The 13,049-nt window shown below is 69.1% G+C and carries 13 protein-coding genes and 1 pseudogene; 3 read left to right on the top strand and 11 right to left on the bottom strand.

What is annotated here, in order from left to right; all coding sequences use genetic code 11:
• Positions 1 to 56: 56 nt before the first annotated feature.
• The 3 genes and pseudogenes from glyA to ADBZ6K_RS11190 form a co-directional block, all read right to left on the bottom strand.
• A pseudogene (gene glyA, locus ADBZ6K_RS11200) lies at positions 57 to 899 on the bottom strand (serine hydroxymethyltransferase); the annotation flags it as partial.
• 16 nt (positions 900 to 915) lie between these two features.
• Positions 916 to 2,397, bottom strand: a complete 1,482-nt coding sequence (locus ADBZ6K_RS11195; RefSeq protein ID WP_526346511.1) for a glycine hydroxymethyltransferase — start codon at positions 2,395 to 2,397, stop codon at positions 916 to 918.
• A gap of 40 nt (positions 2,398 to 2,437) precedes the next feature.
• Positions 2,438 to 3,655 (bottom strand): DUF885 domain-containing protein, encoded by a 1,218-nt coding sequence (locus tag ADBZ6K_RS11190; protein ID WP_526346509.1) that lies wholly within the window; start codon positions 3,653 to 3,655, stop codon positions 2,438 to 2,440.
• Between the two features lie 30 nt (positions 3,656 to 3,685).
• Here ADBZ6K_RS11190 and coaA point away from each other — a divergent pair, with 30 nt between their 5' ends.
• Positions 3,686 to 4,624: a type I pantothenate kinase gene (gene coaA / locus ADBZ6K_RS11185; protein WP_526346507.1), complete on the top strand. Its 939-nt coding sequence runs from the start codon at positions 3,686 to 3,688 to the stop codon at positions 4,622 to 4,624.
• Between the two features lie 49 nt (positions 4,625 to 4,673).
• Here the strand turns inward: coaA and ADBZ6K_RS11180 are convergent, their stop codons facing one another.
• From ADBZ6K_RS11180 to ADBZ6K_RS11165, 4 genes are all read right to left on the bottom strand, one after another.
• Positions 4,674 to 5,072, bottom strand: a complete 399-nt coding sequence (locus ADBZ6K_RS11180; protein WP_526346505.1) for a hypothetical protein — start codon at positions 5,070 to 5,072, stop codon at positions 4,674 to 4,676.
• A 38-nt stretch (positions 5,073 to 5,110) separates the two neighbouring features.
• Positions 5,111 to 5,539: a hypothetical protein gene (locus tag ADBZ6K_RS11175; RefSeq protein ID WP_526346503.1), complete on the bottom strand. Its 429-nt coding sequence runs from the start codon at positions 5,537 to 5,539 to the stop codon at positions 5,111 to 5,113.
• Between the two features lie 128 nt (positions 5,540 to 5,667).
• A complete protein-coding gene (locus ADBZ6K_RS11170) occupies positions 5,668 to 7,044 on the bottom strand; it encodes a hypothetical protein (RefSeq protein ID WP_526346501.1) in 1,377 nt (458 codons plus the stop codon).
• A gap of 42 nt (positions 7,045 to 7,086) precedes the next feature.
• On the bottom strand, positions 7,087 to 7,881 hold the full coding sequence (locus tag ADBZ6K_RS11165; protein WP_526346499.1) for a (2Z,6E)-farnesyl diphosphate synthase: 795 nt from the start codon (positions 7,879 to 7,881) through the stop codon (positions 7,087 to 7,089).
• 55 nt (positions 7,882 to 7,936) lie between these two features.
• Here ADBZ6K_RS11165 and trhA point away from each other — a divergent pair, with 55 nt between their 5' ends.
• Positions 7,937 to 8,683 carry a PAQR family membrane homeostasis protein TrhA gene (gene trhA, locus ADBZ6K_RS11160; protein WP_526346497.1) on the top strand — a complete coding sequence of 249 codons (747 nt, stop codon included), beginning with the start codon at positions 7,937 to 7,939 and terminating at the stop codon, positions 8,681 to 8,683.
• 27 nt (positions 8,684 to 8,710) lie between these two features.
• On the opposite strand, the gene ADBZ6K_RS11155 is transcribed toward trhA, so the two are convergent.
• The 4 genes from ADBZ6K_RS11155 to mca form a co-directional block, all read right to left on the bottom strand.
• Positions 8,711 to 8,956: a nuclear transport factor 2 family protein gene (locus ADBZ6K_RS11155; RefSeq protein WP_526346495.1), complete on the bottom strand. Its 246-nt coding sequence runs from the start codon at positions 8,954 to 8,956 to the stop codon at positions 8,711 to 8,713.
• Between the two features lie 86 nt (positions 8,957 to 9,042).
• Positions 9,043 to 11,034: a thioredoxin domain-containing protein gene (locus ADBZ6K_RS11150; protein WP_526346493.1), complete on the bottom strand. Its 1,992-nt coding sequence runs from the start codon at positions 11,032 to 11,034 to the stop codon at positions 9,043 to 9,045.
• Positions 11,035 to 11,097: 63 nt separating this feature from the next.
• A complete protein-coding gene (locus tag ADBZ6K_RS11145; protein WP_526346491.1) occupies positions 11,098 to 11,394 on the bottom strand; it encodes a hypothetical protein in 297 nt (98 codons plus the stop codon).
• Entirely contained in the window at positions 11,387 to 12,262 is an 876-nt protein-coding gene (gene mca, locus ADBZ6K_RS11140) for a mycothiol conjugate amidase Mca (RefSeq protein ID WP_526346489.1), read from the bottom strand. The genes ADBZ6K_RS11145 and mca overlap by 8 nt, the downstream gene beginning before the upstream one ends.
• Before the next feature lie 155 nt (positions 12,263 to 12,417).
• On the opposite strand from mca, the gene ADBZ6K_RS11135 reads away from it, so the two are divergent.
• On the top strand, positions 12,418 to 12,840 hold the full coding sequence (locus tag ADBZ6K_RS11135) for a DUF4307 domain-containing protein (RefSeq protein WP_526346487.1): 423 nt from the start codon (positions 12,418 to 12,420) through the stop codon (positions 12,838 to 12,840).
• Positions 12,841 to 13,049 lie beyond the last annotated feature (209 nt).

The following is a 13,049-nucleotide window of genomic DNA, read 5'->3' as shown; positions in this document are numbered from 1 at the left end:
AAAGTAACTGTAACCCGGATTCACATGTTCTCTAAATCGGGGCGGCGGCGTTTCGCCTAGCGGTGCAGGCCCCAGTCCTCCAAACCCTCGTAGAGGGGGAACTCATCGGCCAGCCGGCGGACCCGCAGCAGCGAGGCGGCGTCGGCGGCCTGACCCCGCGCCAGCGCGGTGGCGATGATGTCGGCAACCTCGATGAAGTCGATATCCCCGAAGCCGCGGGTGGCCAGCGCCGAGGTGCCGGTCCGCAGGCCTGAGGTAACCATCGGCGGCCGCGGGTCGTCGGGGACCGCGTTGCGGTTGACGGTGATGCCGATCTCACCGAGCAGATCCTCGGCGGCGCGGCCGTCCAGTGACGATCGGCGCAGGTCGACGAGGACAAGGTGCACGTCGGTGCCGCCGGTGACGACACGGACACCCGCGGTGGCGGCGTCGGTGGCCAGCAGGCGGTCGGCGAAATGCGCCATGTCGACCCACAGGTGGGCGCCGACCTCGTCGGGCATCGACCGGAACGCGGCGAAGTCCAGCGTGCGCGGGTAGGCCGACCAGCCGGCGACCAGCACCCTGGGCCGGAAAGCGCGGGCGGTGGCGCGCACCGTCTGCATGTCGATGCGGCCCGTGGCGGCGTCCACGCCGTAGTAGCCGGAGTCGTACACCATGCCCGAGAAGTTCAGCTTCATGCCGTGGATCAGGTGGCCGCCGAAGGCCAGGTCCAGCCCAAGCAGCCGCTCCCCCGGCTTCATCAGTGCCGCGAGAACGGCCGCGTTGGCCTGCGCGCCGGAATGCGGCTGTATGTTGGCGAATTCGGCCCCGAACAGCGCGGCGGCACGGTCGCGGGCCAGGTTTTCGATGCGGTCGACGCGCTCGCGCCCGCCGTAGTAGCGCCGCCCCGGCAGGCCCTGCTCGCGGGGAGAACGACTACTGCAGCGTGAGGCCGGGGTAGAGCGGGTTGGCGGCCAGCAGTTCCGACGCGGCCGCATGCACGCGGGCGGCGGTGCCGTCGGCCAGGGTGTACTTGGCCTTCGACGGACCCTTCGGCCCGGCGTCGGGCTGGGTGTTCGTCAGCACGTCGACGACCAGCTCGGCCACCCGGTCGAACTCGGCGGCGCCGAACCCGCGGGTGGTCAGCGCCGGGGTCCCGAACCGGATCCCGCTGGTGTACCACGCGCCGTTCGGGTCGGCGGGGATCGAGTTGCGGTTGGTGACGACGCCGGAGTCCAGCAGCGCCGACTCGGCCTGGCGTCCGGTCAGCCCGAATGACGAGACGTCCAGCAGCACCAGGTGGTTATCCGTGCCGCCGGTGACCAGCCGCGCGCCGCGCTTGAGGAAACCGTCGGCCAGCGCCTTGGCGTTGTCGGCCACCCGCTGCGCGTAGCCCTGGAACGCCGGCTGGCGTGCCTCGGCCAGCGCGACGGCCTTGGCGGCCATGATGTGCGAGAGCGGGCCGCCGAGGACCATCGGGCAGCCCTTGTCGACGGCGTCGGCGTAGTCCGGGGTGGCCAGCACCAGCCCGCCGCGCGGCCCGCGCAGCGACTTGTGCGTGGTCGTGGTGGTGACGTGGGCGTGCGGAACCGGGTCCTCGTTGCCGGTGAACACCTTGCCCGCGACCAGACCGGCGAAGTGCGCCATGTCGACCATCAGGGTGGCGCCGACCTCGTCGGCGATCTCGCGCAGCTTGGCGAAGTCGATCCGGCGCGGATACGCCGAGTACCCGCCGACCAGGATCAGCGGTTTGAACTCCCGCGCAGTGGCGGCCAGCGCGTCGTAGTCGAGCAGCCCGGTCTCCGGGTCGGTGCCGTAGCTGCGTTGATGGAACATCTTGCCGGAGATGTTCGGGCGGAACCCGTGGGTGAGGTGCCCACCCGCGTCCAGCGACATTCCCAACAGCCGCTGGTTGCCGAGCTTGGCGCGTAGCGCCTCCCAGTCCGCCTCGGACAGGTCGTTGACGTGCTTGGCACCGAGTTCGGCCAGGCCGGGCGCCTCGACCCGGGTGGCCAGGATCGCCCAGTAGGCAACGAGGTTGGCGTCGATACCCGAATGCGGCTGCACGTAGGCGTGCGGGGAGCCGAACAGCTGCTCGGCGTGCTCGGCGGCGATCGCCTCCACCGTGTCGACGTTCTGGCAGCCCGCATAGAACCGGTGCCCGATGGTGCCCTCGGCGTACTTGTCCGACAGCCACGTCCCCATGGTCAGCAGCACGGCAGGCGACGCGTAGTTCTCGCTCGCGATCAGCTTGAGCGAATCCCGTTGATCGGCAAGCTCTTTGCGGGTGGCATCGGCGATGCGTGGCTCTACGGACTCGATGACCTGCAGCATGGCGCGGTAGGCGGCGCTGGCAGTGTCGACGTACTCGGCGCCAGGCGCGGCGGCCGAGGGGGTCACGACGGGTTCTGCGGTCATGACCCAAGCCTAATGCCCGGCTCGGCGGGCCAAACTCCCGCTATGCGGCTTCGGTGCGCAGCGACGACGGGATCAGCGGCTCGTCGAGCAGCCTGCCGAACCGATCGGCCAGGCTGACGTCCGACGGCCGTGCGTCCAGCCATGCCCGCAACAGCCGGTAGCCCTCCACGTAGGTGCTGGTGTAGGCCCGCCACAGCGGCGAGGACAGGAACTTCAGCGACTGCCGCGCCCGCTCGTCGTTGACCAGCAGCCAGCGTTTGAGGAAGGCCACCACGTCGTCGACGTCGCGGTGCTCGTCATGCAGCATCAGCGCGGCGTCCTGGCGCACGTCAGCCAGCGCCGAGGCGGCCTGCGACACGGCCTCGGCGCGCTCCCCGTCGAACCGAAGCCCCAGGTCGGCGTAGATCTCCTGCGCCCACGGGCCCCAGCCGGGGCCGACGACCGCGTACAGCGCCAGGTCGGCCAGGCCCTCGGCCATCAGGCATTGCGGGGTGTTGACCAGGAAGATGGTCTGCTCGGCGTGGCCGAGGCCGGCCACCAGCCCGGCCTCCTTGCGGCAGTGCTCGGTGTGATGGCCCGGATAGGACTCGTGGGCGACCAGCCGCGGCAGGTTGGCCATCTGCTGTTTGAGATCGGCGTTGACGGCCACCGTCGATCGGTAGTCGCCGAGGTAGTAGTTGAACCCCGACCACGGCTTGTCGGTGACGACCTCGTAGGTGATGGTCTCGGCGTCGGGCAACGGGTAGGCGACCCGCACCCGGTCGCGCAGCGCGCTGGAGAACGCGTGGATGCATTCCTCCAGCCGTTCCGGCGGGATTTCGTCGGTGCTGCGGTAGGCCTGCATGCGGTCCTCGAGCGGGCCGCTGCCGCCCAGGGCCTCGTCCAGCCTGGCATGTGCCTGCCGGTAGACGTCGGGGTCGCCCTTTCCGATGTGCACATCGAAGTACGCCGACACCTCGTCGACGAATCCGACCTGCTCGCCCGCGAACTTGCGGCCGGCCAGCGCGAGCGCACGCAGATGCGCCGCGACGAAGTCGGCCCTCGGCTCGTCGAAACCGTCCGCCCGGGGCACCCGCGGCAGTTCGGAGAGCAGCCGATCGGCCTGGCGGGCCAGCTCGGCGGGGTCGGGCGCCGGCTCGGATTCCACCGCGCGGCGCAACGCGGGATCGCCGGTGAAGGAGTCGACGTAGCCGTCCTCGACGCGGTTGAACCGCAATCCGAGCAGCAGGTATTCGCGGATGAGTGTGCCGGATTCCATGTCCACAACCGTAAATGCAAGACTGTGCGCATGCCGCGGCTGAGCGAGCCCAGCCCCTATGTGGAATTCGACCGGACGCAATGGCGTTCGTTGCGCATGTCGACACCGTTGAAGCTGACCGAGGACGAAGTGGTGAGGCTGCGCGGCCTCGGCGAGAGGCTGGACCTGCTGGAGGTCGAAGAGGTCTACCTGCCGCTGGCCCGCCTGATCCACCTGCAGGTGGCGGCCCGGCAGGGGTTGTTCGCCGCGACCGCGGAGTTCCTCGGCGAACCCCAGCAGAACCCGGACCGGCCGGTTCCGTTCGTGATCGGTGTGGCGGGCAGTGTGGCGGTCGGCAAGTCCACCACCGCCCGCGTGCTGCAGGCGCTGCTGGCCCGCTGGGAACACCACCCCAGGGTGGACCGGGTCACCACCGACGGCTTCCTGTACCCCAACAGCGAGCTGGCGCGGCAGAATCTCATGCACCGCAAGGGCTTTCCGGAGAGCTATGACCGCCGGGCGCTGATGCGGTTCGTCACCGCGGTCAAATCCGGCACAGATGTCGCCTATGCGCCGGTGTATTCGCATCTGCTCTACGACATCGTCTCCGACGAGACGCAGGTGGTGCGGCACCCGGACATCCTGATCCTCGAGGGTCTCAACGTCCTGCAGACCGGCCCTGCGCTGATGGTGTCGGACCTGTTCGATTTCTCCGTCTACGTCGACGCCCGCATCGAGGACATCGAGAAGTGGTACATCACCCGGTTTCTCACGATGCGCTCGACGGCGTTCGCCGATCCGGCGTCGCATTTCCACCACTACTCGACACTCACCGACGAGCAGGCGGAGATGGCGGCCCGCGACATCTGGCATTCGATCAACCGTCCCAACCTGATCGAGAACATCCTGCCCACCCGGCCGCGGGCGACGCTGGTGTTGCGCAAGGACGCCGACCACTCCATCAACCGGCTGCGGCTGCGTAAGCTCTGACATCCGGCTGGTGCCCGAGAGCGGGGCGTTCTCGGGCACTTTCGCGCTTTCAGGTGCGGATGCGACGCACGCCGGCGTACTGCAGCTCGGCGAACACCGCGGTGTAGACGCCTGCCGCGACGGTGACCACGATGCCCGCGGTGGTGAGTGGCAGGACGCCGGTGACGACGACCGCCACCGCAATCACCGAACACACCGCGTTGGCGATCACCGTCGCCCACCCCGCCTTGCGCACGTTGGCGGCGGCCGCGAGGACGAACACCACGGCGCCGTAGCCGATGGAGAAGATGCCGACGCCGTAGCAGACGGCGGTGGGGATACCCGTCAGGCCCGAGATCGGGCCCGCCGCGGCCACCACGGCGATTCCGGTGAGGCCGACGATGATCGCGTCGGCCCGCATGGCCAGGCGCAATAGGGAATCCGATGCGGCATGAAGAAGGGCGGTCATGACAGGTCCTTTGTGCGGAGGGGGTGTGGATGCCGATGTCACGCCGCCAGGCGGCGCGCACCGAGGTACTGCAGCCACGCGAAGAAGGCGGTGAACGCGGCGGTGGCGAGGGTCAGCGTCACGCCGAGTCCGGTCATCTGCGGAGTGCCGGTCACCACCACCGCGACGGCGGCCACGGTGAACACCACGTTGCCGACCGCGACACCGATGCCGACGTTTCGCATCGAAGCCAGGGCGGACAGGCCGAACACGGCAAAGCCGTAGAGGACGAAGGCGGCGCCCAGTCCGAACTCCTGGGCTGCGGTCAATCCGGTCGACGCCGACAGCGGTTCGGCGGTCGCCGCGAGGATCAGGCCGACGAGGCCGGTCAGGGTGGCGTCGGCACGCAGCGCGAAACGCAGCAGCGAGTCGCGGTCGGCGGACTGGTCGGTGGACGAGGAAGTCGGTCGGTTGCCGATGGCGGTCATGGGTGAGCTCCCGGTGCTAGGTCGTCATGGACGGGATGGACGGGACACCACCGATGCTGCGCAGAACCCGCTGCCAGATGAACGCCAGACGCTGCCGACTACTGCCAAACGCAGGTCAGCGCGCTGCGTCAGTTCGCGGTGACAGCCCGCGCCGCGACCTGACCGCCCCGCAGGTCCGCCGCGATGACCTTCGCCGCCGCGTTCTGCCAGTTGTGCAACGAGCGCTGCGGCACCTCGGTCACAAACCACTGCCAGGCCTGCCGCGCCACCGGATCGAGTCCGGCGGCGGTCGCGTTCTGCGCGTAGGCGCGCACGCCCGCGACATACGGGAAGTACAGCGAGTTGTAGTGCCGCCACTGCTCGGTGGTGCCGAAATCCCCGCCGTCGCGCGGCTTGAGCCGGGCGATCCGGTCGGCCAGCAACGCCTTGAGTTCGTTGGCGCGCTCCAGCGGCTGATCCGGAGCGCCCCGCGCGGCCAACCGTTGGTCGATGATCGGCAGCGCGGTGAGCGGGCTGGCGACGAGCTTGGACAGGTCGCCGTAGTGGCCGAGTGCGCGCCGGGTGAGCCGGGCGAAGGTGACGTCGTCGACCTCGTCGAGCGGGTTGGCGGATCTCAACGGCAGCGCCGCCTCGGTGCGGCGCAGCGCGGCACGGTCGGCGCGCAGGCCGGGTGAGCGGGAGAATGCCAGCCGGTCCAGCAGTGCGGCCAACGGATCGGCCAGGACGTTGACGGCGATCGCGATAGCGAGGCTGGTGAACAGCAGGACGGTCAGCGCGGTCTGCGCCGCGCCCCGTGTCACGGCCAGCCCGACCAGCGCCTGCCCGCCGAACAGCAGCGCGACGACGGCCGACGCGGTGAACGAGCGCAGCATGTCGGCCCGCAGGGCCTGCCCCTCGTCGAACGCGTCCCACAGCGCTACGGCAACACCGAGCAACAGCACGTCGAATCCGGTCGAGGCGAGCGCCAGCCAGCTGGGGACCAGTCCGAGCGGGATGATCAGGATGGCGTTGGCCAACGCGAAGAACAACGTCGCGAAGACCACCATGCCCGCCACCGAGCCCGGATACTGCCTGCGGAGCAACGCCCGCAGCAACGCGCCGAGCGTCGACACCGAGATGACCGCGAACATCAGCCAGTGCCCGGGCCGCAGCGGACCGTCGACGCTGCCCGCGAGCACCGCGCCGAGCAGTACCAGCGCGGCCATCACCGTGATGACCAGGACCTCGCGGGTGCGGCTGCGCCAGGCGTCGGCGGAGCTGGTCAGCTCGATCAGCACCGTGAACCAGGCCACGCCGGGGATGACGGCCAGGTAGATCTCGACGCGGCTGAGCAGTTCGGTGTGCGTGACGGCCACCAGCCTGATCGCGTCGAGGGCCACCACCAGCGAGAAGCCACACAGACCGGCGGCAGCGAGCACCAGGACGGGTTTACCCGGATTGCGGGCGAGCAGATACAGACCCAGCCACCAGCTGAGGGAGAACACCACCGCGGACATCGCCGCCATGGTCACCAGTGTCGCACTGGTGAGCGATCCCGGGCCGGGGCCCTACCTGCCGTAGCGGCGGTGCCTCACCGAGTAGTCGCGAAGTGCACGCAGAAAATCGACCCGCCGGAAGGCGGGCCAGTACGCCTCGGTGAACCACATCTCCGAGTAGGCGCTCTGCCACAGCAGGAAGCCGGACAACCGCTGCTCACCCGAGGTCCGGATGACCAGATCGGGGTCGGGCTGACCCGACGTGTAGAGATTCTCCGAGATCGCCTCGACGGTGACGGCCTCGATCAGCTGTTCGCCGCTGATGCCGTTGGCCATCTCCTTGCTGAGCAGGGCACGCACCGCATCGACGATCTCCTGACGACCGCCGTAGGCCACGGCAACGTTGACATGGAACAGACCCGAGGCCGACACCGACGTGGATTCGACCGCGCCGCGCAGCCGCCGGGCCGGTTCCTCACCGAGCAGCGAAAGGTCGCCGACGGTGCGCACGCTCCATTCGTTGGGCGGCGCGCAGATCTCCTCGACGACGTCGGTGATGATCTCGATGAGCTCGGCGAGCTCCTCGGGGTCGCGCTGCAGGTTCTCCGCGGACAACAGGTAGACGGTGGCCATCTCGATGCCGGCTTCCTGGCACCAGCGCAGCATCTCGGCGATCTTGGCGGCGCCCACCCGATAGCCGTAGCTGACGTCGGTGTGACCGGCATCACGCGCCCACCGTCGGTTACCGTCGCATAGCACCGCGATGTGCCGCGGCAGTTGGGATTTGGACTGCACCAGTTCCTGGCGCAACCGCATCTCATAGAGCCGGTAGGCCGGCTCCTTCAGAAGCGGGGGAATGATGTCCATAGGGTTTCAGACTACTGTGAACCAGCAGATCCCCCATGCCGTCAGTGGAGGTGACATGACCGTGCCATCTATGCCGGCCGGAACCGCCGATTTCGATCATGCGGTGCCGTCCGGGCCACCCGAGGATCTGCCCGAGGCCGTGGCCGACGGTGTCGCACAGTTCATCGGCAAACCCCGGGCCCGCGGCTGGATCCATGTCTACTCGGCGATCATCGCCGCGATCGCGGGCGCAACCCTGGTGTCGGTGTCGTGGGCGCTGGAATCGACCCGCGCCGGCGTCGCCACCCTGATCTACACCTTCACCATCGTGGCGATGTTCGCCGTCAGCGGCACCTACCACCGGGTGCACTGGCGGTCGCCGACCGCCCGCAAGTGGATGAAACGCCTGGACCATTCGATGATCTTCGTGTTCATCGCGGGCAGCTACACCCCCTTCGCCCTGCTGGCGCTGCCGGAGGAGAAGGGGATGGTGCTGTTCTGGATCGTCTGGGGCGGTGCCGTCGCCGGTGTGCTCCTGAAGATGTGCTGGCCGTCGGCGCCGCGCTGGGTGGGTGTGCCGCTCTACCTGCTGTTGGGCTGGGTGGCGGCGTGGTTCGTCGGGCCGATCATGCACGGCGCAGGGATCGCCGCGCTGGTCCTGCTCATCGTGGGCGGCGCGCTGTACAGCATCGGCGGGGTGCTTTACGGGCTGAAGTGGCCCAACCCATGGCCGACGACGTTCGGCCATCACGAATTCTTCCACGCCTGCACGGCGGTGGCCGCGATCTGCCACTACATCGCGATGTGGTTCGCGGTGTTCTGAGCGCGCGCCGCCGCGCTCGACGGGGGCTCAGCCGGGCGGGGCGGCGTCGGCGGACGACCAGTACGCCTTCATGGTCGCGATCCGGCCCTCGTCGTCGAACGTCATCACGTTGATGGGCTCGATGCGGGTGGGTGAGTCGCTTGCGGCGATGGTGATGGCGAACAGGAACGCCGCCTCGCCTCCGGCCACCCGCAGCGTCAGCAGTTCACTCTCCCGCTTCAGCGTGGCGATATTGGCGAAGAAGCCGTGGATGGCCTCGCGGCCGACAAGCACCTCTGACCCGACCGGATCCTCGGTAGCGCTCGACGGTCCGCATGATGTCCTGCGTGAAGTCCTGGGCGCTCGGCCTGGTGCGCACGCTACACAGTCGCACCCAAGGCGGTGGCGAGGTCCTCGGCCGTCGTGACCGGCAGGTCGCACACCCGGCCCCGGCACACGTAGGCCGCGTCGGCACCGCCGACCCGGTCGCGGTCCATCAGCAGCTCCTGGGAGTTGGCCGCCCCGCCGACGACCACCGCCCCGCCGGGCGCCAACGTCCGCGCGGCCGCCAGCAGCTCCGAGTGCCCCGGATCGCATGCGACGGCGATCTGGATGGGTCCGCGCACGGCCGCCTCCGCGACGGCCAGCCAATGACCCGCCGAGCGCGCCGCACGCTCCAGGATCGGGGTGGCCGTCGACAGCGTCGCTTCGGCCGCTGCTCCGTACCGCTCGGCCGCCGGTGCCGGCGCCAGGTGAGCCGCCAGCTGCAGCGCTTCGGCGATGGACGACGCCCCCGATGGGGTCGCACCGTCGATCGGATCGGCCGGACGCACCATCAACTGCTCGGCGTCGTCGGCGGTGTCGAACCACCGGCCCGGACGCTGCGGATCGGCGAAGTGCTCCAGCGCTACGTCGAGCAGCCGGCTCGCCGGGTCCAGCCACGACGCCTCACCGGTGATCTGGTGCACGGTCAGCAGTCCCGTCGCCAGTGCCGCGTAGTCCTCCAGGATCGCGGCGCTCTCGCCGACCAGACCGCCGAGGCTGGCCCGGCGAAGCCGCCCGTCGACGACGTGCACATCGAGCACGCCGATGGCGCAATCCCGTGCCGCGGCGAGGAATTCGGGACGTCCCAGCGCGACGCTGGCCTCGGCCAGCGCGGTGATGGCAAAGCCGTTCCAGGCCGTGACAACCTTGTCGTCGCGGCCCGGCTGCGGCCGTGTCAGCCGTGCGGCCAGCAGCGCCGCACGAACCCGCGCGAACCTCGCCTCATCGCCGGGATCGTCGGGCAGCTGCAGCACCGAGCTGCCGTGCTCGAAGGTTCCCGCCTCGGTGACGGCGAAAACCTTTGCCGCCCAACGGCCGTCATCCTCGCCGAGGACCTCGCACAGCTGTCCGGGGGTCCACACATAGGTCAGGCCCTCACGGCCGTCGGTGTCGGCGTCCAACGACGAGATGAACATGCCGCCCGCCCCGAGTTCGTCGATCATGAACCGGGCGGTCTGTTCGGAGACACTGCGCGCCAACGCATTACCCGTGCGACGGGCCCAGTGGGCGTAGGCCCGCAACAGCAGCGCGTTGTCGTAGAGCATCTTCTCGAAATGCGGCACCACCCACGACGCGTCGACGCTGTACCGGGCGAACCCGCCTGCGAGCTGGTCGTAGATTCCGCCCCTGGCCATCGCGGAGCAGGTGCGCTCCGCCGCGGCAAGCGTTGCGGCCGAGCCAGTGCGCTCGTGGCTGCGCAGCAGCGCTTCCAGCAGAGCCGACGGCGGGAACTTCGGGGCGCGACCAAAGCCGCCTCGGACCGTGTCCTCATCGGCCAGCACCGCGCTCACCGCGGCATCGCACAGCGCGGCCTGCACCGGCACCGAGCCGCTGGGCAGGCCGTCGGCCATCGAGCGCAGCTCCCCGGTGATGCGGTCCGATGCCTGCTCCACCTCGGGCCGCCGGGTCCGCCAGGTCTCCACGATCGCGCCCAGCAGCTGCAGGAACTGCGCCTTCGGGTAGTAGGTGCCGCAGAAGAACGGCCGCCCGTCGGGCGTGAGGAAACACGTCATCGGCCAGCCGCCCTGGCCGGTCAGCGCCACCGTGGCGTTCATGTAGACCGCGTCCAGGTCGGGGCGTTCCTCTCGGTCGACCTTGATGCACACGAACCCGGCGTTCATCGCCTCAGCCACCTGGGCGTCCTCGAAGGACTGGTGGGCCATCACGTGACACCAGTGGCACGCCGCGTAACCGATCGACAGCAGGATCGGCACGTCGCGCGACGCCGCTTCGGCCAGCGCCTCGGGGCTCCACTGCCACCAGTGCACGGGGTTGTCGGCGTGCTGGCGCAGGTAGGGGCTGGTCGCGGAAGCAAGTCGGTTGCCCACACGCTCACAGTAGGCGCTGGGCTGCGCCGGCGGCCGACGGTGGGCTGCGCCCGGCGGCCGGGCTCAGCCCGGATCGCGGGCCGTGCTGCCCGCGGCGGTCCCGTTGTCCGGCTCGTTGCCGACTGTGCCGTCATCGACGGCCTGGTCGGGTTCGGGGTGATCGCGATCGAAGGATTCCGGCAGCCGCTTGAGGTGCCGGTTCATCGACCACACCAGGAAGAACGTCCCGATCAGCAGCAGGATCACCACGAGGAAACCGAACGGGCTCGCCTTGCCGAAATCCGGCCCGGTCTGGCGGGGTTCCTCCTGCGCCAGCAGCCCAACGAGCAGGCTCAGTCCGGCTACCAGCGAGTCAGTCACCGTCGTCCTCGATCCCGGCGAACAGGTCGGTCTCGGGCAGCTTCACCGGAACGCGCGAGCGCGCCAGCTCGAACTCCTCGGTCGGCCACAGTCGCTGCTGCCACTCGATCGGTGCGGCGAAAAAGTCACCGTTCGGGTCGATCTGGGTGGCGTGGGCGCGCAGGGCATCGTCACGCTGCGCGAAGTACTTCGCGCATTCGATGCGGGAGGTCACCCGCTTCAGTAACACGTCCATGGCGTGATCCCAGTGTTCCAGCCATTTGTCGAACGGGCCGTGCAGGCCGTGCTGGGCGAACTCGTCCTGCAGCAGCTGCATGCGCTGGCGCAGGAAACCGTGGTTGTAATACAGCTTGCTCACCACCCACGGCTCCCCCGCATCCGGCAGCAGAACGTGGTCGCCCGCCGCCTCGAACGCCGCGACCGACACCTGATGGCAGCGAATGTGGTCCGGATGCGGGTAGCCGCCGTTCTCGTCATAGGTGGTCATGACATGCGGCCTGAACTTGCGGATGACCCGCACCAGCTCCTCGACGGGCTCCTCGAGCGGCACCAGCGCAAAGCTGTCCTCGGGCAGCGGCGGCAGCGGATCGCCCTCGGGCAGGCCGGAGTCGATGAAACCCAGCCAATGGTGCTCGACGCCGAGGATCTCGGCGGCCCTGGCCATCTCGTCCCGGCGGATCTCGGCCATCCTGCCGTGCACCTCGGGCAGGTCCATCGCCGGATTGAGGATGTCCCCGCGCTCGCCGCCCGTCAACGTCACCACCATGACCCGGACACCCTCGTCGACGTACCGAGCCATCGTCGCGGCGCCCTTGCTGGACTCGTCGTCGGGATGGGCGTGCACAGCCATCAACCGCAGTTCACTCATCTCTTCCCATCTAACTACGGTCTTCCCATCTGACTACGGCGTGTCCCCACCTCGCCTGGCGCGGGAGCCTAGCCCCAGCTTCCGATACGCGGCCTGTCCAGCCCTATAGTTCCAGTCCTGATGATCCACACCGACCCACGGGCACCCAAAAGGCCATGATCGAGCGTCCGACCGAGCGTTACGGACGGCAGAAACTGTCCAGGCGCCGCCGCCGGAGCGCGGTCATCGTGCTGACGGCGCTGGTGCTTGCCCTCGGCGTGACCGTCGCGGTCATCGCGGCGCAGCGGTTCGGCACCGGCGAGGTCAAAGGGGAACTCGGCGCCTACGAGCTCATCGATCCGCAGACCGTTTCGGTGACGATCAGCGTGACCAGGCAGGATCCATCGCAGCCCGTGGTGTGCATCGTGCGTGCCCGATCGATCGACGGTGACGAGACCGGCCGCCGTGAGGTGCTCGTCCCGCCTGCGTCGGCGTCCACCGTGCAGGTGACCGCCATCGTCAAGTCCAGCAGGCCGCCGGTGGTCGGCGACATCTACGGCTGCGGCACCGACGTGCCGTCATACCTGGTCGCCCCCTGACCGCGCCCAGCCGCCCCGCCCATAACAAACTGCGAACAGCCAATACATGAAATTCGGTTGACGCCGCGGTGGTACCATCGAGTGGTACACGGTTCCGGCTGGAGCCGTGTATTGCTGCTTTTGCGCGCAGGAATAGCGCCGTCGATGGCGGCAATACACGCAGGAGCTCCCGGCACGGGAGAGCCGAAAACCGCGGGGACCCGAAAACT

This window comes from Mycobacterium sp., from assembly GCF_044223235.1.
Taxonomy (GTDB): Bacteria; Actinomycetota; Actinomycetes; order Mycobacteriales; family Mycobacteriaceae; genus Mycobacterium.
Note: the sequence above shows the minus strand (reverse complement) of the source record. Positions and strands in the feature narration are given on the sequence as shown.